A 22,002-nucleotide genomic window follows, 5' to 3' on the forward strand; every position below is an offset into this window, starting at 1 on the left:
TTACCTGTTTTTAGCCTGAGTCACCGCCGTACCTGACCACCCCAGCAGCGTTGCAACGAACAACGCGCGTCGTGGATCAGCCAACACAGAGCGAGATTATTTATGCCGACTACTCCACACAGCTTCCACCTTTCACCCCAGGGCAAACTGCGCTGGGCCATCGCTAGTCTCTTCCTGCTGCCGCAGCTCGCGCTCGCCGCAGGCTTGACCGTCGTCGAAGGCCCTGGCGGTACGCCGCAGCTGCAAAACCAGGGCGGCGTCCCCATCGTCAACATCGTCGCGCCGAACGCCGGTGGCCTGTCCCATAACCAGTTCCTGGATTACAACGTCGACCGCCAGGGCCTGGTGTTGAACAACGCCTTGCAGGCCGGCCAGTCCCAACTTGCCGGGCAATTGGCCGCCAACCCGCAGTTCCAGGGCCAGGCGGCGAGCGTGATCCTCAACGAAGTGATCAGCCGCAACGCCTCGACCCTCAACGGCGCCCAGGAGATTTTCGGCCAGGCGGCCGATTACGTGCTGGCCAACCCTAACGGCATTTCGGTGAATGGCGGCAGTTTCATCAACACGCCCAATGCCAACCTGGTGGTGGGCCGCCCTGAACTCAACGACGGCAAGCTGCAAGCCTTGAGCACCCGCGATGCCAACGGCCAACTGACAGTGCAAGGCCAGGGCCTGCACAACCGCGAAGGGTCCATCAACCTGATCGCGCCGCGCATCGACAGCGAAGGTCGCCTCAGTGCCCGCGATCAATTGAACCTCACCGTCGGCCGCAACCAGATCGATTTCGCCAGCGGGCAGGTACGCCAGGTGGACCCGGCCAGCAAGACCCAGGACCAACGCATCGACGCGCGCCTGTTCGGCGCAATGCAGGCCGGGCGCATCAATATCATCAGCACCGCCGAAGGCGCCGGTGTGCGCGTGGGCGGCGTGCAGGTGCAAGGCACTGACGGGGTGAAGATCAGTTCGGCCGGCGACCTTGATATCAGCGGCCAGGTGCGCGCCGACAGCCTCGACGCCACTCGCGCTGGCGTGCACAGCCGCCAGGGCGATGTCGACTTGCACAGTGCCAAGGATTTGAGCCTGGCCGCCACCGACGTCAGCGGGCGCAACGTCAAACTCGACGCCAGCCGCAACCTGACCCTCAGCAGCCTGGAAAGCCGCAAGCTCCAGGAAAAGCGTGAACAGTGGAACAACAGCAACTTCCTGTTCACCTACGAAACCTACGACCGCACCACCACCGACAAAGACTCGCGCCAGCACGGCAACAAGGTTGTGGCGCAACAGGATGCGGCGCTGTCTTCCGGTGCCAACACCGAGATCAAAGCCAGCCATGTGGAAGCGGGCAACACTCTGCGCGTCGACAGCGGTGCCAACCTGCACGTTAACGCCGCCACCGAAACCCATGAAACCCGCGACCAGGGCAACCATCGCAAGCACCTGTGGAAAGCCAACTGGGATAAATCCAGCAGCGAACAACGCAGCATCACCAGCAGCCTCAAGGCCGGAAAGACACTGGAGCTGACCAGCCAACAGAAGCTGCAATTGCAAGGCGCCGAGCTGAAAACCCCCGGCGATATTCAACTGGCCGCCCGGCACGTGGAAATCGCCAGCGCCAGCCGTACCCAGAGCAGCAGCGACAATGCCTACTCCGGCGACCTCACCGGTGGCAGCTTCTTCGGCAAGCAAGGCGACGGTAACCAGGGCAAGACGTCGAACACTGGTAGCAAGGTCAACGCCGACGGCAAGCTTATCGTCAAGGCCGACGACGTGCGCATCAGCGGCAGCCAGGCGCGAGGCGGCAAACAGGCCAGCGTCATCAGCGACAAAGGCTCGCTGGTGATCGACGGCGTCCAGGACACCTCTCACGACAACCGCTACAGCAATGACAGCAAGTTCTTCGGTATCTCCAAGGACGAAAGCCGCAAGAACCTCAAGGACAGCACCGTGGTTGCCAGCAACCTGCGCTCGGACAGCAACCTCAAGCTGCAAAGTGCCAAGGACATCACCGTCAGTGGCTCCCAGGTCTCCGCCGCGGGTGAACTGCAAGCGGATGCCAAGGGCGATATCAAGGTCGTTGCCGCCGAGAACACCACCCACGACACCACTCGCACCCATAGCCGTGGCTTCGATGGCTACGCCAAGGAAACCGAGGGTGTCAGCCGCCAGTACCGTGCGGGCCTGAGTTATGAAGACCAGCAGCAAACCCGCCAGACCGACACCACGCAACAACAGGCTTCCAGCCTTAAAGGCGCCAGTGTGGCGGTTAACGCCGCAGGCGATGTCAGCATCACAGGGTCCAACCTCCAGGCCACCGAAGGCGATGCGAGCCTGAGCGGCAAAAACGTCGAGCTGTTGGCCGCCCACGACAAGCGCACCGAAGCCGTCGACAAAACCGCCACCGGCGGCAGTTTCTACTACACCGGCGGCATTGATCGGGCAGGCAGTGGCGCTCAGTTCAGCCACCAAAGCAGCCAAGACACCGCTGAAAAAACCACTGCGCAAACCAGCACCGTGGCCGCGGCCGGCAAGCTGACCATCAACGCTGGCAACACCTTCACCAGCGAGGGTGCACAGGCCAAGGCCGGCGCCGGGCTGCAGGTCAACGCTGCCCAGATCGACAACCAGGCCGCCCATTCCACCGAGACCAGCACCCACAAGGAAAACGGCTGGACCGCAGATGTCGGCGCCAATGTGGAATACAAAGGCATTACCCGCCCGATCGAAAAAGCCGTCGAGGGCGTGGCCCAGGCCAAGTTCCATCAGCCCGGTTTGCTGGATGCATTCGAGCAACCCAATGTCGGCCTGGATGTGGAAGTCGGGCACACGAACAAAACCGGCACAACGCAGGACAGCACCGCCGTGGTCAGCCAGTTCAGTGGCGCCACGGTGCAGGTCAATGCGGCCGGCACCTTGCAGGACGAGGGCACCCAGTACCGCGCCACCGAGGGTGGGCTGAACATCAAGGCGGGCGAGCACGTTGCTACCGCAGCGGCCAACACCCACAGCAGCAGCGAGCAACGCGTGGACGCCAAGGCTGACGTGCGAGTCTATACCACCACCGGTGAAGACCTGAATGTGCGCGGCAGTGGCCTGGGCGGCAGCAGCGATGTGCGCGAGTCCAGCAGCACGGCGGTGGTCGGCAGCTATGTGGCCAGCCAAGGCGTGAGCATCGAAGCCAAGGGCGATGCCCGTTATGAAGGCAGCCAGTTCGACGGCGGCCAGGCCGGGGTCAACCTCAAGACCGGCGATGAGCTGGCGCTCAACCAGGCCACCAACACCCAGAGTAAAAACAGCAGCACGCTGCGCGGCAACGGCTCACTGACGGTGGGCACCGCACCCGGCGCCAATGGCAGCAACGTCAACCTCGGTGCCGGCGTGCAGTTGGATAACAAGCGCCTGGACACCCAGGACAGCCAGGCGCAGGTCGCAACCATCCAGGGCAGCGGCCCCGTGCAACTCAGCAGCGGCGCTGACATGACCCTGCAAGGCACGCAGATCGGCAGCACGGGCGCGAAGGCTGGCGATATCAGCCTCAATGCCGGCGGCAAGCTAAACCTGCAAGCCGCCACCGGTAGCCACGTCAGCAACGGCAGCAACCTGGGCGGCGGCCTGACCCTCGGTGCCGGCAAGACCAGCAGCGCCGAAAGCAGCAGCAAGACCGGCAGCCTCAGCGCCAATTTCAATATTGGCAAAGTGGCGGAAAACGACCAGAGCGCCGTCGTCGGGCAATTGCACAGCAGCGGCAAGGTCAGCCTCGCCAGCGGCGCTGATGCAACCGATGCCATCCACTTGCAGGGCACTCAGGTCAGCGCAGCCAGCGTTAGCCTGGATGCGCAAAACGGCGGCATCCTGCAAGAGTCTGCGCAATCGACCCAGGCCCATGGTAACTGGGGCGTCACCCTGGGCGCAGGGGGCAGCGTCGGCAAAACCACCCTGGCCGACGCCGGTGAACATGAGACACCCAAGACCCAGCGCGGCATCAATGCGCGGGCCAAGGTCGATGTGGATCACTTGCAAGGTACCACCCAGCACAACAGCCTGATCACGGCGGGTGACGTCACCCTCAACAGTGCCGGCGATACCCATCTGGCCGGAGCGCGTGTCGACGCCGACAAGGTGCATGGCGCGGTGGGCGGCGACCTCGTCGTCGAAAGCCGCAAGGACCAGGTCAACAGCACCCAGGTGAATGTCGACGCCAGGCTGGATGTCGAGAAAAACCAGCCGGGGGTGGTGGATAAGCTGGCCAAAGCCAGCGGCCCATTGAAGGACAAGGTACAAGCCAAGGCTGAAGGCGCGTTCGACAAGCATCGCGACAAGCTGGAGAACGTCGTCGACAAAGGCACCGGGCACCTGGCTTCGGCCAAGAACAGCGTGGTCAACAGCGTGGTCAATGCCAAGGAACGCCTGGGCGAAAAACTCACTCGCAGTGGCAGCTACGATGTGAACCCGGAACCCCGTGGCGCCTTCGGTACCCGCGTGGACAAGGCCAAGGCATACCTGGCAGACAAGACCGATGCCCTGGGCACGCGCTTGTCTGGCTTCAAGGATAAGGTCTGGCCAAAAACCAGCGACAGCTACACCGTCAGTGGCAAAGACACCACCGGCAGCAAGGTGGCCAATACCGCCGAAAGCGTGTTGTTCGGCGACAAGAGCGGCAACACCAGCTACACCCCGACTCTGTATCTGGATGTCAGCCATGTGGCCAAGGACAGCGTCACCCAGGCGTCAGGCATTCGCGCGAGCCACGGCGTCAACCTGCAGGTCAAGGGTGATACCCAGCTTACGGGCGCGCGGATCAGTGCGCCCAATGGCAAGGTTGAGCTGGGTGGCTCCAAGATGACGGCAACCACACTGGCCGGCAGCGACTACCGCGCCGATGTCGGGCTGAACGTTTCGAAGTCACCGGTCAACCTGGCCCTGGGTGCCAAGGACGAACTGACCCAGAAACACGACGACGCCACACGCAATGACCAAGCCTTCAACCTGGGCCCGCTGCGAGCGGGTGGGCACAGTGAAAGCCAGGCCTTGCAGGCGGGGATTGATCAGGCCATCAACTAACGCTTAAAACAGCAGAACGCTTCTGTGGCGAGGGAGCTTGCTCCCGATGGACTGCGCAGCAGTCCTATTCTCAGGGTCGCTTCGCGCCCCAACGGGAGCAAGCTCCCTCGCCACGGAATCAGCCACTGCCTGCTCTTCCTATGTCAGTTGAAGAGCGCCTGTACGTTCTTCATCGCGTCATCGGCAAAGCCTTGCAGGAAAGCTTCGAACGCCGGTACGTCTTCCTTGCCGCCCGTGTAGGGCTGGCCAATGATGGTCCAGGTCGCCAGGCTCTGGTTCGGGCCTTGGGGCACCACCTCCATCAGCGCCCACAGGTTACCGATGTTCAGCGAGGTGTAGATCAGCGACCAGGTCATGGTCATGGCTTGATCGTCATGGCTGTTGAGTTGCTCAATCACGACATTGCCGTCCTTGAACAGCTTCTTGCGTACCGAGCGCACGCCCTCGCCCGTCATCTCGATATGGGACAAGGCCGGAATAAACTTCGCGAAACCGGCGAAATCTCCGACGACATTCCACACACTGCGAGCATCGCCATTCACGCTGACGCTGGCGACGACAGGGTTGCCGACTGGATTACGGACCAGGGTATCGGGTTCAAAATGTTGCATGGGTAAGCTCCTTTTTTTTGCTCAGATGAAATCGATTTGCTTGAGGTAGTCACAGCCTTTTTGCAGCAACTCACTGTTCTTGGCTGGGTAGTCTTCGCCCATGCTCTGGATGCCTGAGAGTGCATTGCGGTACTCGATCATCGAGATATCGCCAATGTCTTCTTCAAACCCATTGAGGTAAAAACCGACCACGCCGAACAACGCGTTATCACTGTCGATGGCCGACAGGCGTTGCTGCCATTGTGTCACCGGGACCATCTGGAAATCGTGACCGGCCGCGCGGAACGCCTCCAGATAGTGAGCCCATGTCAAAGGCAGCGGGTTGTGCAAGTTGAACACCGCTTTGGTGCGGTTATGACGGCTGGCGTGAAACGCAATGAAGCGTGCGAGGAAGTCCACCGGCATCAGGTCGAAGTTGAGCGCCAGTTCGGGCACTTGCTTAAGCTGCAAGGAGCCTTTGAGCATCAGCATCAAACGGTTCTGATGAGGCTGGCACACACCGGTTCGCGTATTGAACGCGATGTTTCCAGGGCGATAGAGATTGACCCACACCCCCGACTCACTGGCGTTCCACAAGATGCGCTCAGCCACCCATTTGGAGAGGTTGTAACCATTGCGGATGTAGATGGGCGGCGTGAAGGCAGGCGGTTCTTCCAATACCCGGCCCTGCTCGTCCACCGTGCTGGAGGCCGACAGGGTGGAAATGAAGTTGAAAATTTTCTTGCTGCGCCCTTCACACAATTGCAGGCATTCCAGCACCGGCGTGACGTTGTCCTTGACCAGCGACTCGTAGTCGAGCACGTGGTTGACGTTGGCCGCGTTGTAGATCAACACGCCGTATTCACGATCCAGCCATTCATAGTCCTGCTCGGACAACCCCAGGCGCGGCTTGCTGATATCCGCCGCCAGGACCTTGACCCGGCTCAGGTCCAGATGTTCGAGGCGGTTCTGGATCAGCGCATCCTCGAAGCGCTCTTGCGCGCTCATGCCGCCGGACTCGCGCACCAGGCACGCCACTTCGGTGCTGCCCAGTTCCAGCAGGGCCTCGACGATATGCACACCCAGGAACCCGTTGGAGCCGGTCACGATGACTTTATGTACGTTGCCCAATCGACTGATGGGCAGTACCTCCAGCTCAGGCCGGATCATGGCGTCTTGCAGCGCCTGCGGACTGACCGTAGCAGTGGCCTCGACGTCCTGCTCGATCAGGTTGGCGAGGTTGACCAAGGTGGGTTGCTCAATAAAACGGTTGATCGAGACTCCTTTGCCGAACGCCTCGCGAATCCCCATGAGCATCTGCGACAACAGGATCGAATGGCCACCCAGATTGAAGAAACTGTCATCTACGGAAATGTCCGGCCCAGGCAAGTCGAGCAGCCTGGACCACAGCTCCAGCAACTGCGCCTGGGTGGCGTTCTGGGGAGCCAGGCGCGGCCCTTGCGTCTTGTAGTTGACCGGCAGGTCTCTCAGGGCCTTGCGGTCGACCTTGCCATTGGCCGTGGCCGGCAACCGGTCCAGCAGGCAATAGGCGCTGGGGCGCATGTAGTCGGGCAAATGCTTGAGCGCATAGGCCTGCAACTGCTCACTGGCCGCCTGGCCCTCGCCCTCTTGAGGCTGGGAGAAAAACGTCAGGATGCGGCGCTGGTGATCGATGACCACCGCCAGTTGCCGGAACAACTGGCTCGATTGCAGCAGGTGTTCGATCTCTTCCGGCTCCACCCGAAAACCGCGGATCTTCACCTGGTTATCCAGGCGCCCGATGATCTGGATGCCCTCCTCGGTCCAACGCGCCAGGTCACCGGTACGGTAGAGGCGCACCCACTGGCCATCGGGCAACTCGTGCAGCCGATAGCGTTCGGCCGTCATTTGCAAGGCGCCCAGGTAACCGGCGCCTACCCCTGGCCCGGCGATGTGGATTTCACCGCTGTCATTTTCGCCTACCGGTTGGCCGTGCTCATCCAGCAGGTAAATCGCGGTATTGGCAATCGGTACGCCCAGGTTGCGATTGTTGTCCCCCCGTTGGAAGGTACGGCAGGTGGCGAGCACCGTGGTCTCGGTGGGGCCATAGATGTTGTGCAGTGCACAGTGGCCCACCAGTTTTTCGATCACGTGGGGTTCGCACACATCGCCGCCCGTCACCAAATGCTGCATGCCGTACAGCGATTCAAGCTGGATGATGCTGAGCAAAGCCGGCGGCAAAAAGGCGTGGGTGACCTGCTCCTGTTGGATCAATTCAGCAAGCGCCACCGGGTCGCGGCGCTGGTCTTCGGTGGGCACGATCAACTCGCCACCCTGGATCAGCGTCGGGAAGATATCCAGCAGCGATGCATCGAAATTGATGGTCGAGAACTGCAGGGCGCGGCTATGGCGGTCCAGTTCCACGTAACGGGCATACCACGCACAGAAGTGGCTCAAGTTGTCGACTGTGAGCAACACGCCTTTGGGTTGGCCGGTGGTACCGGACGTGTAGATCGCCACACAGGGTGCCGAACCGTCCAGCGCTACGCGCAACAGGCTCTGATCCGGGGCCAGGGCGACACGGCTGTAGCCCTTGGCGCCGTGGTGGAAGAAGTCCAGATGGCCAATATCCAGGGTAGCCAGGCCCGGTAGCGGGTTGTCTGCCTCGGTGTCCTGGATCAGCAGGCTGGCACCGGCATGCTTGAGGATGGCCGCACGGCGTTCGACAGGATGGTTCGGGTCCAACGGCAGGTACACCGCACCGCAACCAATCACCGCCAGGATCGCTGCATAGAGCGCAGTGCCTTTGGGCAACGAGATGCCGACCACCGTCAACCCTGGGGTCGAGGTTTCAAGCAAGGGTTGCAAGCGTTCCTGGATCGCAACGCTTTAAGCGTGCAGTTGCGCATAGGACATACCCCGCCCTTGCACTTTCAGGGCGTTGCGCTCGGCGTTGGCCAACAGGCTATCGGCCAAGCGCTGCACAAAGGGGCGCCTGGCCTCCTCCAGAATGCCGGTATTAGCGCTCGCATTGTGGCGATGACGCCAGGCCAGGCCATCCAACAGGGTCAGGCTCGACAAGCGATCAATCGCCTGCACCGGCTCACGGGGCGCCTCAAGATAGTCAGCACTGCGTGAGAAACGCCCGATGTGCACACTGGCCATCTCTACCACTTGCGCTATCGCTTCACGTGCCCGGTCGGCACCGTTGCCGGCGAGGGAGGCGCTGACTTCACGACGCCCCAGCAGCATCCAATCGCCATCGCCAGGACGCCACAGGCAGTCCACCCGCAGTGGCGCGAGAACATCACTGTCATCGTCAGCCTGCGCCCGCAAAGATAGGCGATGACACGACGGATAGTGCGGGAGTTGCGCCGTGCTAGCGTCGTCTATCAGCACGTCCGGCGCCGATAACTGGCAAAGCTCAATGGCGTTATCGCTGGTCAACAAGCGGGCGGTGTGCCCCATCTGTTCCAACTCTTGCGTAAGGCAGGCGAGCGCATGGCTGCGCCCGCACAAAACGATATCAAGATGTCTCATCGAAGTTGTCCTCTAGCGCAGATAATCGGCGAGCGCTTCCTGCATGCAGGGAGCGTCGAGCAGGCCGCTGTGTTTGAAGAATCGGACGATGTTGCCTACCAGCGGGTGAGACGGCGTGATCGGAAAACTCATGCCTTCGACCTCTTCACGCAACGCCGCCTTGACGCTGGGGTTCACCGGCAGTTGCTCGATCAGCGCGAAATCAAACCCCTGCTGGATCTCGTTGGTCAGGTACTCACCCAAGAACACCGGCATGATCGAGGCCAGCACACGTTTGTCCTCTTCGCTCGCGGTATTCCAGTAAATGCGCGTCAACTTGGCCCAAAAGCCCGAATGTCGACCCTCATCCGCCAAGTGGTCGGCCATCAACCCCTTGACCGATGCCTTGACCGAGTCGTCGCGGGCAAACGCGGCAACATCGTTGGTCAGGGTGTTTTCCGCAATGGCCACGCAGATCAGCTCGACAGCAGCCTTGAGGTGCGCGGGCGCCATGGCCAATGCCTTGGGGATAGAACGGCTGAGCTCGATTTCCGCTGGCAAGGTGATGGGTTCGATGCCCGTCAACTCGATGGTCTGTTGCATGTAGTCCATCGCCACTAGCGCGTGATAGTCCTCATCGACGACCACGGTCATCGCGTCGTAACGGCACGCAAACGGAAAGCGGATAGCGAAGTTATCTTTCGCAATGCTCCTGGCGGTCTTGTCGACAATTTCGGTTTCGAAAATCACCACATCATTAATGAACTTATACAAGCTCTGAACGAGAACAAAATGCTGTAAGTGACTACACTCCCGCATAAAGGTAGCGCTCATGACCAATGGTTGACGACTGGCCGGAAATATTAACTTTTCGTCATCTTCCAAGCGTCGTCTCGGGCGCGTCCGAATGGTCGCCCTTTCCTCCCACGACTCGGAAAACGATTGATATGCTTCAGCTCTCATGACTACTTCCTTTATTCATGATACTCAGTAGTAGTGCACTTCAAACAACAGGCATCCGTCTTTCGAATTAAACGGCCCGTGCTCCGTGTGTGCGGCCCTGAAGAAGTAACTACCGTCACGGTAAGTTTTCTCCGGGCGCCCCTCACTGGCCTGCTCTGTCTGGTCGCCTTCAATCAAATACACTTCTTCGTGATAATCATGGGTATAGATTTCACGGGTGCCGCCCCCAGGGTGAAAACGTACCAGACGTGTACGCACTCCAGTTTTCGTAACAGGGTCCAATGTGTCTTTGAAGACGGTCAGCGTGATACCGCGTTCAGAGGTCACCTCAAACCATTGGGCCTGGTCGGCCTCGATCACTTCGAAGTTCATGCCACGCACTCACTGACCGTTTCGCCCATGGCCACGCGCAGGTTGTCCCACAACGCCAGGCGGCTTTGTACCGCCGCGATAGCCGATACGTAGACCTCTTCCTGACGCTGCGCATCGCCATTGACCAGGCGCGCCAACAGGCTTTCTGCCGCCGGGCCGTGGTCTTCCGAGTCGACTTCGATGTGGCGCTGCAGGTAATAGCGAAAGGTTGGCGCGTCGTCTGCGGTGATATCCCAATCGTCCAGAATGCGCTGGAACATCTGCGGGATGACACTTTCACGGCCATGCAAAAACGCAGCAGCCACACTGTGGGTGGAAGCGTTGATGGCGGTTTCGATGGTGTCAGTGACGAAAGCCGACGCTGCCAGGCCTGCACCGCAACGGCTCAAGGCCGTTTTCAGATCGACGCCTTCGCGCATCAGTTTGACAAAGTGTTCGATCTTGTCGGTGCTGGCGCCGACTTCGCGCATGGCATGCAGGTAGAGTTCGAAGTGGCTGTAGTGACCGCCTTGCAAGTTCTGGTCGGACTCTTCGCCCAGGATGATTTCGTTGATCAGGTGCGCGGCCGCCGGGTCCACGGGAGGCAGCCAAGGCAGGCGAGTACAGGTGAGGTCCTGTTGCAGGCGCTTGGCCAGGGACATGAAATCCCACACCGCAAACACATGGGTTTCCATAAAGGCGCGCAGGACCGGCAGCGAATTGATTTCAGCAAAGATCCGATGATTGCCCAGCTCTACTTTCTTGAGGTTCAACAGCGTCTTTTTATCTTCCATGTTGCGCTCCTTATCAGGCTTTAGTTAACGCTGACCACTCGAGAGATACCCGCTTGCCTTTTTTCAGGCATAAGCAGGCCTGCCTCGCCGTTCTTGGCCAGTGCTAGAGTCTTATTCAATTAAGTTGTACGGTTATGCTTCCGTGACCCGAAGGTCAGCCGTCGAAACAAGACGAAACTTAGAGGAAGTTCATGATGATCAGCAAGTGTTTTTTGGAAAATTAATACATTTTATTTCTAACTTATAAAACCTCCAACAACAGAAGCCCGACCGAAGTCAACAAGATCAACTTCGCCAGGCAATAGTTGGCTAACACCCCTCAAGGGAGTGCAAACAAACTGTATGGAATTGCTAAGTGAGCAATTAACTAGTCTATGAACGCGGCCATTCGCCTTTTTACCATTCAAGTTCCCTCTTACCGCTGATAAGCGCCCGCGTATTACCTGCGGGCAGTAACGAGTTCAGTTCTTTGCTGATTGGCGCAATGCCAGGGCCGCTACCCCGCACAAGATCAAAGCAATACAGGACACATAGAACGCATCGCTGTAGGCCATCAGGTACGCCTCACGACGCACGGTGTGGATCAAGCCCTCAAGGACCTGCTGTTGAGCGGGTAATAGCTGGTTGAAGATAAAAGCCTCGCTGTCGGCCATGCTGGCGCGCAGGCGCTCCTGAAAGGACGGGGAAAACAGGGTGATCGACTCCCCTACCCGCTCAGAGTGAAAGCGCTCGCGCATGGCCACGATCTGCGTCAAGCCCGCAGTGCCCACGGCACCACCCAGGTTGCGCAGCATGGAGAACAAGGCCGAGGCCGAGCCGGCTTCATCTTTGGCCAGGCCAGACACCGCCAGCACGGAAAGCGCCACCATGATCAGCGGCTGCCCGATGCCCCGGACCACGGTGGACGGAATAATCACGTTGGCGGCGCTGTCCACGTCCAGGTGCGCGCCGAGATAGCACCCCAGGGCCATGATGAAAAAGCCACTGGCGACCATCAGTTTCGGGTTGAGCCACTTCATCAGGCGCGGCATGAACGGCGCCAGTACCAGTTGCACCATGCCGTAGGCGATCAGGCTGATGCCAATCTCCCGGGCGTTATAGCCCTGCAACTGAGACAGGTAATTAGGCACCAGGAACACCAGGCCGAAGGTGGCCGCGCCAAAGATGAACATCGCTGCGCTGGCCACGCCGAAGTTGTAGCTCTTGAGCAGGCGCAGGTTGATGAAGGAGCGACTGCCATACAACTGCGACAGCACGAAGTACACCAAGGCAACGCCGGCAATCAGTGACATCCATACAATGAAATCGGAGCCGAACCAGTCCTTGCGGCCACCTTCTTCCAGCACGATCTGCAAGCCACCCAGGCCGACGATCATGGCGATGATCCCGCCCCAGTCGCCGCGCTTGAGCAGGCTTAGCTGCATGGGCTTGGCATCGATCGACCATGCCACCGCAAGCAGCAAGAGAATGCCGGGGGCCAGTTGCAGGTAGAAGATCCAGCGCCAGGAATAGGCATCGGTCAGCCAGCCGCCAATGGACGGCCCGGCGGCCTGGGCGACGCTGTTGGACAACGCGAACAGAGCCATGCCCATCGCGATCTTGCTGGGCGGCAGTTCAGTGATGATCAGCTGGAATGACAAGGGAATCAGCACTGCGCCGGCAGCGCCCTGGATTACCCGAATGATGATCATCACTTCCAGGTTGGGCGCCCAGGAGCAGGCAATGGACGCCACCAAAAATACAAACGAGCCCACGAGCATCACACGTCGCAGAGAGAACACCTGCACCAACCAGGCGGTCAGCGGGATCATCACGATTTCCGCGACCAGGTAGGCGGTGGAAATCCACGAGCCTTCCTCGAACGTCGCGCCCAGGGAGCCTTCGATCTCCGGCAGCGCGGCGCTGGTCACGTGCACGTTCATGCCGGCCATGAAACAGCCGAACAGCCCCCCGATCACCGCCACCCAGGCGCGAAAGGAGACGCTCTTTTCAGCCGCTTCAGTCATGTGCAGCGCCCTGCTCAGCTGGGCGGGTGTCCACCGTGGTGATCACCGACATGCCCGGCAGGATGGGCCCGCCTTCGTCATGCTCATCAATGACGATCTTGACTGGAAAGCGTTGCACGATCTTGGTGAAGTTGCCGGTAGCGTTGTCCGACGGCAACAGTGCGAACACCGCCCCGGAGCCTGGCGAGAAGCTCACCACATGGCCTTTGAGCTTGCGCCCCGAATAACTGTCGACGCTGATATCCACCGGTTGGCCGGCACGCATATCGCGCAATTGAGTTTCTTTGTAGTTGGCCACGACGTAAGCCTGCTGCAAAGGCACCACCGCCAGCAGTGGCAACCCTGGCGCGACGTATTGGCGGGTACGGACTTTGCGCTGCCCCACCACGCCGTCGATGGGTGAGCGGATCAAGGTGTCCTCCAACGCATGCGTCGCCAGGTTCAACTGCGCCTCGGCCTGGCTGCGCCGGGCTATCTGCTGCTGGAGCGAAGCCTGGGCCAGTTGACGGCGGGTGATGGCCACGGTCAAGCGGGTTTCCTGCTGGCGTTGCATCGCCTTGGCAATTTCCACCGCAGCATTGGCCTGGGTATAACTGGCGGCGGCCGTTTCCAGACGCTGCGCGCTGGCAGCATGTTCGCGCACCAAGCCTTCGTAGCGACGCTGGTCGAGGCTTGCGCGGCGTAACTCAGCGGCCACACTGCGCGCATGGGCCTCAGCCTGGGCAACCCCGGCCTTTTGCTGGGCGATCAGGCTGTCAGTGACTGTCAAGTTGGCCTCTTGCGCGGCCACCGAGGCCTGGGTCTCGGCCAGTTCTGCGCGGGCTTGTGCCAAGCGGGCCTGGTAGTCACGGTCCTCGATGCGCACCAGCACATCCCCTGCCTTGACCGGCTGATCATCCTCTACCATCACCTCGGCCACGTAGCCTGAGACTTTCGGGCTGATGGGGATCCAGTCGGCCCGCACATACGCATCATCGGTCTGCTCCAGATAGCGGCCGACGGTCATCCAGTACACGCCGAACACCACCGCCGCGATCAACAACCCGGCGCCGCCCAGCAGGATCAGGTTTCTTTTGCGCCGTTGCTTACGCGCATGCATAAGTTGCTCGAACACATTCTCCTGCTCGTCCTGGACAGCAGTTTTTTCATCAACGGCGATATTCATGGCTGGGTACCGGAAGAAGGGATAGACGCGTGGGTGGGCGCAGCGGCCGGGGTATCGACGGCGCCGGACTGCCAACCGCCACCAAGGGCACGGAATAGGCCGATCTGGCGTTGCAGTAACTGGCCATCGGCGTCGGCGCGCGTGGCCTGCAAGCGGATCAGTTCACGCTCACTGTCCAGCACGTCGAGAAAGTCGATAGAACCGGCGTCGTAGTTGAATTGGGCCAACTTGTAGGCTTGGCGGCTGCTGTCCAGCGCCCGGCTCAAGGCCGCGTGGCGCTGCCGTTCGCCGTCGTACAACGCCAGGGCCTGGCGCACCTCCTTGAGGGCCTTGAGGACGCTGGCCTCGAACTGCGCGACCTCCACCTGCTCGAGTGCCCGTGCCTGCTTGACCCGCGCGCGGTTGGCCTGCCAATTAGGGAACTGCCAGGTAATCAGTGGGCCGATGCCGAACATCACCGCACTGCTGTCCCCCAGCTCATGGGGTTTGTTGGCCGAGGAGGACACTGAAGCGCCGAAGGTCACCTTGGGGTACAGGTCGGCCTGGACGATATCCACTTGCAGCGTGGCCGCCTGCAACGCGCGCTCGGCCTGACGTATGTCGGGGCGGCGCGCCAATAGTTGCCAGCCATCACCCACCGGCAACTCGGCATTGAGTTGGGGCACCACTTCACACGTTGCGGCGCCAGAGCCTTGGTCCAGTTCAGCGACGCCGGTCAGCATGGCCAATTCGTAGAGCGCGGCTTGTCGACGCGCCTCCAACATCGGCAGCAACGCCTGGGTTTCGCCTTGCAGGGCTTGCATGCGGCTGTATTCAAGGTCGGTCACCACACCGGCCTGGCGCTGGCGATCGGTCAACGCCAGGCTATGCCCGACCACGTCCAACGAATGGCGCTGTACCTTGGCACGCGCCCCCAGGGCGCAGGCATTCACATAGGCGCGAGTGGTTTGCGCCACGACCGTGATTCGCAGCAAGTCCTCGGCATCCTGCGCCGCTGCGGTTTGCACTTGGGCACGTTCAATGGTGCGCTGAACCTGGCCCCACACATCCACTTGATAAGCCAGCTCGAAGCCTGGGTTGAATGCCCACTCTGACGGCGCATGGCTATCGGTGGCCTTGGCCAGCGTCTGGTCATCGGCCGTCTTGCCATAAGCGGCCCCCAGCGACGCCTGGGTGGACGGCCAGCGCTCGGCATCGGCCTGCTGGATCCCGGCCAGCATCGCTTGCACATGGGCCTGGGCCGCCGCCAGGTCGCGGTTGTGCAGCAACGCCTGTTGCACCAGCGCATCGAGTTGCGGATCGTTATACAACTGCCACCAGCGCTCAGGTAACGCTTGGTCCGAGACACCTTGGGGCAGGTGGCTCAGGGCATTGATGCGTTCCGGATGTGGCTGTGCCGGCGTATGGGCGACCCAGGACGAACAACCCGCCAACACCACCGCCGCCACGCCGAGCAACGAGAGACGGCCATGCCGTGGGAAAAAAGAAGGCGAACCCATCGAAGAAATCCAGAATGCCAAGTAGAGACGCAGGGTAAGAGAGCAACCGCTTGCGCATCTCCCGAGTTCCAGACAACCATCGTTTCGATTGGGACAATGTGCCGGCGCGCCCTCTGCGCCGCAGGCTCCATACACCAGGCACAGGTAAACATGGCCCTGCCTGGAGGCGGGGCCATGTTCAAAAGGAGGTGGTGCTATCGCCAGTCAGATTCAGACCAAGCGACAGTTACTCGGGGTGTAGCCCATGGTGCGTTTGAACATCGCGGTAAATGCACTCGGACTCTGATAACCATGCTCCAATGCCACTTCAAGGATGGAGGCACCACTGGCCAGCCGCTGCATGCTGAGCAGCAGCCGCGTGCGCTTGCGCCACTCGCCATAACTCATGCCCAACTCTTTCTGGAACAGCCGAGCCAAGGTGCGTGAACTCATATTGAGTTGCACCGCCCAACTCTCCAGTTTCGACTCCTGAGAAGGGTTGTCGATAAAGTCCGCACACAGTGACTTGAGCCTCGGCTCGTCCGGTATCGGCACGTGAGCCAGCACCCTTTGCGCACGGTCAAGTTCCGAGAAAATCAGCTCGACAATCTGTACATGACGCAACGACGCCGGGTGGCTGTCAGACTCATCGCCGGCGGCCACAATCAGCTCGCGCAGCAAGGGTGAAACCCTGATGACCTCGCACTCCTCCGTCAAACGACGGTGCGCTCCCGGTGAGATCAACAAAGTGCGCATGCGCACTTCGCCGGTCATGCGGATCTGATGTTCCAAACCTGAAGGCACCCACAGGGCATGCCCGGAAGGTACCACCCAAGTGGTCTCCTCCACCGACACAAGCATCACGCCGTTGATGGCGTAGACCAGTTGGCCTTCGTCATGTCGATGCGAGGCCACGATGTCACCGTGGCCATAATTACCGGCAAGTGCCGCCAATGCGGTATGCGCGTTCATCTCAGGACGGCACCGCAGCATTCACCACGCTGAGCAGGCCCAGGCGCGATGCACGATTGACCGCACTGGTGACCGCTTCGAGGGAAGCGAGCAGGCTACTGCCATCGCGAGCGGCGCCGAACAGCAACTGGTTGCCCACGCGAATTTCCACATAGGCCAACGCCTCAGCCTGGGCACCGTCACGGGTGGCATGTTCGTGGTAATCGGCGATATCAAAATGAATGCCACGCTGGGCAAACGCATCGACCAGCGCCGCAAGCGGGCCGTTGCCCTCGCCACTCAAGTCGATACGCTGTGTACCTTGTTCAAGGGTGGCCTCCAGGTAAGTCACATCGCCCTCGCTCACCAGTTTGGGGGCTCGTAACGCGTAAGGCTTGCCCTGCTCCAGGTAATGCCGGGTGAAGCAGGCAAGGATCATCTCGCCACTGATTTCCTGGCCGGAGCCATCGGCTTCCTGTTGTACCAGGCTGCTGAACTCCATCTGCAAGCGACGCGGCATCACAATGCCGTGCTGCTCCAACAGATAGGCCACGCCCCCCTTGCCCGACTGGCTGTTCACGCGAATCACCGCTTCATAGCTACGGCCCATATCGGCAGGATCGATAGGCAGATACGGCACTTCCCACATGCCCTGCGGATTGGCCTGGCGCGCCGCAAAGCCTTTCTTGATCGCGTCCTGATGCGAGCCGGAGAACGCGGTAAACACCAACTCACCGGCGTAAGGGTGACGAGGATGGGTCGGCAACTGATTGCAGAACTCCACCTCACGCTGGACGTGCAGTATGTCGGAGAAATCCAACTGCGGATCGATGCCGCTGGTGTAGAGGTTCATCGCCAACGTGAGGATATCGACGTTGCCGGTACGCTCACCGTTACCGAACAACGTGCCCTCGACACGCTCGGCACCGGCCAGGCACGCCTGCTCCGCGGTGGAAACTCCAGTGCCCCGATCATTGTGCGGATGCACGCTGATGACCACACTGTCACGGCGACTGAAGTGCCGGCAGAACCATTCGATCTGGTCGGCGAAGACATTGGCGGTAGACACCTCCACGGTGGTGGGCAGATTCAGGATCATCTTGTTGCTCGGGGTCGGCCCGAACGTATCCGTCACCGCTTCACACACCTGCAATGCAAAATCCAGCTCGGTGAAGCAAAAGGTTTCCGGGGAGTACTGGAACGTCCACTGCGTATCGGGGTTCGCGTCCATGTGCTGCTTGATCTCTCGTGTTGCCTGGGTAGCAATCTCGATGCAGCCCGCCTTGTCCACATTGAAGACAACGTCCCGAAACACCGGCGCCGTCGCATTGTAAACATGCACGATGGCGCGAGGCGCGCCCTTCAACGCCTCAAACGTGCGTGCGATGAGGTGGCTGCGCGCCTGGGTCATGACCTGAATCGTCACATCATCAGGAATCGAACCGCTTTCAATCAGCTCACGGACATAGTCAAAATCGGTCTGCGAAGCGGCAGGAAAGCCCACCTCGATCTGCTTGAAACCGACCTTCACCAGCAAATCGAAGAAACGCCGCTTGCGCTCGGCATTCATCGGCTCGATCAAAGCCTGGTTGCCATCACGCATATCCACACTGCACCAGGTGGGAGCAGCAGCCTGGACAGTGCTGGGCCATGTGCGATCCGGCAGGTTGACCGTGGTGAAGTGGCGATATTTGCGGGAAGGGTCCTTGAGCATCATGGCGTTTCTCCTTTTTCAGCAGTTTGTTTGTGTCAGACACACCACCGGCAATGCCGACTGATTGGATCCAATACTAAACGAACATAGTTTGATACAAATTGCGTTGTTGAGTTTGCGGAATGAAAAAATTCAAAGAAAAATCCAAAAAGCTCAAAAAAACCGAAAAAATATTGCGCAAAGAAATAAAAACCAACAATCAAAGACCGGAAGTCAGGAGTTACCGGCAAAATCAGCAAAAAAGAACCTATCGCTTGGATGAACGGGCTGAGGGAGCCAGGGAAAACATTTCTGACGGGCAAAAAAAACCCGAGAACCTTACCTGTGTAAGGCTCTCGGGTTTTCTGAACACACTTGATTGGATACCTGTAGGTTACGTTCAGGACGACCAAAAAGGGGACAGATTTATTTACCACCATCCAACCTTGGCCGCCCTTGCCCTCGGCGCTCAATACGAACGCCTGCAATCCTCTCAACTTCTTCAATGAAACGAGCAGTTCCGGTAAGCTGCCCCCGTTGCAACGCCTCACGAATAATTCTCGTCTCATCACTCGAAACGGACTGCTTCACAAATAACTTATAATTTTCGCGGCGCTTCAGCGTTGTATCCCCCAATATGGAAAAACAAGCATCAACATCAAGCCAGTCACTATCAGGCACCAGCCCTGTGCGGGCACTGTAACTTGACCATGGATAATCCGCCGCGTCAGCTACCATGCATGCACGAACCGGATTTAATTCAATGTACCGGCAGCAAGCTAGCAAGTAAGTCTCCGTTTGCACCACGCTTGATTTATACCGTCCCTCCCATAATGTACCTGTCCGCCCTTCTAACCTGTTTCGATACCGAGTGGCCCGAGCCGCGAGCGCCTTCATTAACTGCCCTAGCCCTGCAACCGAGTTACCCGGGGAAACCAGTAAATGGACATGATTAGTCATCAAACAGTAGGCGTATATTTTTATGCCAAATGCGTCCTTAAGCTCTCGAAGGTCTCTCACGTAGCGCTGGTAGTCCTCCTCGGCAGCAAAGACCACCTGGCGGTTGTGACCACGCTGTACAACATGATGAGGATAGTTGGGCAAAACGACACGTCCCACTCTGGGCATAGGTAACCTCCTTCCTTAGAGAATTACAGCCTAGCAAATGGAAAAAAATAAATCTGTCCCCTTTTTTCGCCCCCTTTTTTCGCCATACCGAGTGGCCCGAGCCGCGAGCGCCTTCATTAACTGCCCTAGCCCTGCAAACGAGTTACCCGGAGAAACCAGTAAATGGACATGATTAGTCATCAAACAGTAGGCGTATATTTTTATGCCAAATGCGTCCTTAAGCTCTCGAAGGTCTCTCACGTAGCGCTGGTAGTCCTCCTCGGCAGCAAAGACCACCTGGCGGTTGTGACCACGCTGTACAACATGATGAGGATAGTTGGGCAAAACGACACGTCCCACTCTGGGCATAGGTAACCTCCTTCCTTAGAGAATTACAGCCTAGCAAATGGAAAAAAAATAAATCTGTCCCCTTTTTTCGCCCCCTTTTTTCGCCTACTTATAGAGCTGGAATTGATTAGAGGATAATGCCAACTGTGAAACTGTTCGCCCCTGCTCGTCACAAAACTCTATTTCATACCCCTCAACTGGCTGACTATAGATCTCGATAATCGCGCCCTTCATACCTGCCCGCAACCCCTCCTCCGGAATATCCTCGATTAACACAACCACATCAAAAAGCGAATAAACCACCTTATACTCCTTACTTGACATAGAGGGTCGTCATCCTAGGTGTGGCAGAACCCGAAAAAAGGGGACAGATATATTTTTCAGAAACTCATCCGCTACTTTTCAAAATCCTCACAAAACCAAACTTCAAAAATAAATCTGTCCCCTTTTCTCTGTCCCCTTTTCTTCTTGGGCGGTTTAGTGCCGCCCAACTTAACTTAGTCACCGCCAAGTACAAAAAATAAAAGTCAATTATTAAAGAGCCCTTACCACCTGTCAGCGAGAACGCGCAACCAGAGGACCTAACATTTCGCCAGTAAAGTATCGGGTATCTAAGTCTTTGGCAGGCTCCACCCCTCCGTAATACTCCTTCATACGAACTCTACCAGAAATCTCTTTTACATATTTCTGCAGCAGAAGCATGACTTTATCAACATCACTAAAAACAGAATCATCAAAGCATAGTTCCACATCAACACCCTCCCCATACTTTATAATTCTAAGCAACACAAAAAAATCGGAGGAGGCAGATACAATGTCAAAACCATACAATTTAGCAGACACACAAACATCACCTTCAAAACGACAAAGCTCCGCAATCATACTTTGATCAAGGCCCAAGCAACTCACAATGCCGAGTACTTCTGACGCTGTCACATCGTCGACGCGCTCCGAATGACTCTCGAGGTCCTTCAGGAGAACAATAATATCTTCTTTAACCACGCCACCTAGAACAACCTCATATGACTCTTTCATAAATTAGTCGATAAACCCTTTAAATGTCCCATCTAGATTCAACCGTATGCCACGCCCGTCACCAAGACGTTTCTCTATAAATGGAATTCCCTTATCTGTTGTCACCGATTTGAACTCGCCGGGAGCACGTATTATTTCACGTAACTGTATCAAAAAGGGGACAGATTTATTTACCACCATCCAACCTTGGCCGCCCTTGCCCTCGGCGCTCAATACGAACGCCTGCAATCCTCTCAACTTCTTCAATGAAACGAGCAGTTCCGGTAAGCTGCCCCCGTTGCAACGCCTCACGAATAATTCTCGTCTCATCACTCGAAACGGACTGCTTCACAAATACCTTATAATTTTCGCGGCGCTTCAGCGTTGTATCTCCCAATATGGAAAAACAAGCATCAACATCAAGCCAGTCACTATCAGGCACCAGCCCTGTGCGGGCACTGTAACTTGACCATGGATAATCCGCCGCGTCAGCTACCATGCATGCACGAACCGGATTTAATTCAATGTACCGGCAGCAAGCTAGCAAGTAAGTCTCCGTTTGCACCACGCTTGATTTATACCGTCCCTCCCATAATGTACCTGTCCGCCCTTCTAACCTGTTTCGATACCGAGTGGCCCGAGCCGCGAGCGCCTTCATTAACTGCCCTAGCCCTGCAACCGAGTTACCCGGAGAAACCAGTAAATGGACATGATTAGTCATCAAACAGTAGGCGTATATTTTTATGCCAAATGCGTCCTTAAGCTCTCGAAGGTCTCTCACGTAGCGCTGGTAGTCCTCCTCGGCAGCAAAGACCACCTGGCGGTTGTGACCACGCTGTACAACATGATGAGGATAGTTGGGCCAAACGACATGTCCCACTCTGGGCATAGGGAACCTCCTTCCTTAGAGAATTACAGCCTAGCAAATGGGGAAAAAATAAATCTGTCCCCTTTTATCCATTACCCGATGCTGATGCAAACGCGTT

General features: G+C 58.4%; 16 protein-coding genes and 1 pseudogene. 2 read left to right on the top strand and 15 right to left on the bottom strand.

Annotated elements, in window-relative coordinates; all coding sequences use genetic code 11:
* The first annotated feature begins 102 nt into the window (after window positions 1-102).
* Window positions 103-5,058, top strand: a complete 4,956-nt coding sequence (locus HBO10_RS14805) for a hemagglutinin repeat-containing protein (RefSeq protein WP_169922015.1) — start codon at window positions 103-105, stop codon at window positions 5,056-5,058.
* A gap of 143 nt (window positions 5,059-5,201) precedes the next feature.
* On the opposite strand, the gene HBO10_RS14810 is transcribed toward HBO10_RS14805, so the two are convergent.
* From HBO10_RS14810 to leuA, 10 genes and pseudogenes are all read right to left on the bottom strand, one after another.
* Window positions 5,202-5,669 (bottom strand): SRPBCC family protein, encoded by a 468-nt coding sequence (locus tag HBO10_RS14810; RefSeq protein ID WP_034128559.1) that lies wholly within the window; start codon window positions 5,667-5,669, stop codon window positions 5,202-5,204.
* A 21-nt stretch (window positions 5,670-5,690) separates the two neighbouring features.
* Window positions 5,691-9,167 (bottom strand): annotated as a pseudogene (locus HBO10_RS14815) (amino acid adenylation domain-containing protein).
* Between the two features lie 12 nt (window positions 9,168-9,179).
* The gene (locus tag HBO10_RS14820) at window positions 9,180-10,109 is read right to left on the bottom strand and encodes a diiron oxygenase (RefSeq protein ID WP_034128560.1); all 930 of its coding nucleotides are present in this window, start codon (window positions 10,107-10,109) and stop codon (window positions 9,180-9,182) included.
* A gap of 24 nt (window positions 10,110-10,133) precedes the next feature.
* Entirely contained in the window at window positions 10,134-10,481 is a 348-nt protein-coding gene (locus HBO10_RS14825) for a DUF4437 domain-containing protein (RefSeq protein WP_034128561.1), read from the bottom strand.
* Window positions 10,478-11,254, bottom strand: a complete 777-nt coding sequence (locus HBO10_RS14830) for a DUF3050 domain-containing protein (RefSeq protein ID WP_034128562.1) — start codon at window positions 11,252-11,254, stop codon at window positions 10,478-10,480. The genes HBO10_RS14825 and HBO10_RS14830 overlap by 4 nt, the downstream gene beginning before the upstream one ends.
* A gap of 461 nt (window positions 11,255-11,715) precedes the next feature.
* Complete coding sequence (locus HBO10_RS14835) at window positions 11,716-13,260, bottom strand: MDR family MFS transporter (protein ID WP_034128563.1); 1,545 nt, start codon at window positions 13,258-13,260, stop codon at window positions 11,716-11,718.
* Window positions 13,253-14,425 (bottom strand): HlyD family secretion protein, encoded by a 1,173-nt coding sequence (locus HBO10_RS14840; RefSeq protein WP_034128564.1) that lies wholly within the window; start codon window positions 14,423-14,425, stop codon window positions 13,253-13,255. The genes HBO10_RS14835 and HBO10_RS14840 overlap by 8 nt, the downstream gene beginning before the upstream one ends.
* Window positions 14,422-15,924: a TolC family protein gene (locus HBO10_RS14845; protein WP_034128565.1), complete on the bottom strand. Its 1,503-nt coding sequence runs from the start codon at window positions 15,922-15,924 to the stop codon at window positions 14,422-14,424. Before HBO10_RS14845 ends, HBO10_RS14840 begins: the two co-directional genes overlap by 4 nt.
* A gap of 210 nt (window positions 15,925-16,134) precedes the next feature.
* Window positions 16,135-16,875, bottom strand: a complete 741-nt coding sequence (locus HBO10_RS14850; RefSeq protein WP_034128566.1) for a helix-turn-helix transcriptional regulator — start codon at window positions 16,873-16,875, stop codon at window positions 16,135-16,137.
* Window position 16,876: 1 nt separating this feature from the next.
* Window positions 16,877-18,571, bottom strand: coding sequence for a 2-isopropylmalate synthase (gene leuA, locus HBO10_RS14855; protein WP_034128567.1), 1,695 nt, complete (start codon window positions 18,569-18,571; stop codon window positions 16,877-16,879).
* 119 nt (window positions 18,572-18,690) lie between these two features.
* Here leuA and HBO10_RS14860 point away from each other — a divergent pair, with 119 nt between their 5' ends.
* A complete protein-coding gene (locus tag HBO10_RS14860) occupies window positions 18,691-19,056 on the top strand; it encodes a hypothetical protein (protein WP_034128568.1) in 366 nt (121 codons plus the stop codon).
* On the opposite strand, the gene HBO10_RS14865 is transcribed toward HBO10_RS14860, so the two are convergent.
* From HBO10_RS14865 to HBO10_RS14885, 5 genes are all read right to left on the bottom strand, one after another.
* On the bottom strand, window positions 18,974-19,675 hold the full coding sequence (locus HBO10_RS14865) for a transposase (RefSeq protein WP_169922016.1): 702 nt from the start codon (window positions 19,673-19,675) through the stop codon (window positions 18,974-18,976). The genes HBO10_RS14860 and HBO10_RS14865 overlap by 83 nt on opposite strands.
* Window positions 19,676-19,705: 30 nt before the next feature.
* Window positions 19,706-20,023 (bottom strand): transposase, encoded by a 318-nt coding sequence (locus HBO10_RS14870; RefSeq protein ID WP_346343135.1) that lies wholly within the window; start codon window positions 20,021-20,023, stop codon window positions 19,706-19,708.
* An 84-nt stretch (window positions 20,024-20,107) separates the two neighbouring features.
* Entirely contained in the window at window positions 20,108-20,305 is a 198-nt protein-coding gene (locus tag HBO10_RS14875; protein WP_034128708.1) for a DUF4926 domain-containing protein, read from the bottom strand.
* Between the two features lie 252 nt (window positions 20,306-20,557).
* Window positions 20,558-21,037, bottom strand: coding sequence for a hypothetical protein (locus HBO10_RS14880; RefSeq protein WP_034128575.1), 480 nt, complete (start codon window positions 21,035-21,037; stop codon window positions 20,558-20,560).
* A gap of 166 nt (window positions 21,038-21,203) precedes the next feature.
* Window positions 21,204-21,905, bottom strand: a complete 702-nt coding sequence (locus HBO10_RS14885) for a transposase (protein ID WP_169922017.1) — start codon at window positions 21,903-21,905, stop codon at window positions 21,204-21,206.
* Between the last annotated feature and the right edge of the window lie 97 nt (window positions 21,906-22,002).

Source organism: Pseudomonas sp. WS 5503, assembly GCF_012985385.1.
Classification (GTDB): domain Bacteria; phylum Pseudomonadota; class Gammaproteobacteria; order Pseudomonadales; family Pseudomonadaceae; genus Aquipseudomonas; species Aquipseudomonas paracarnis.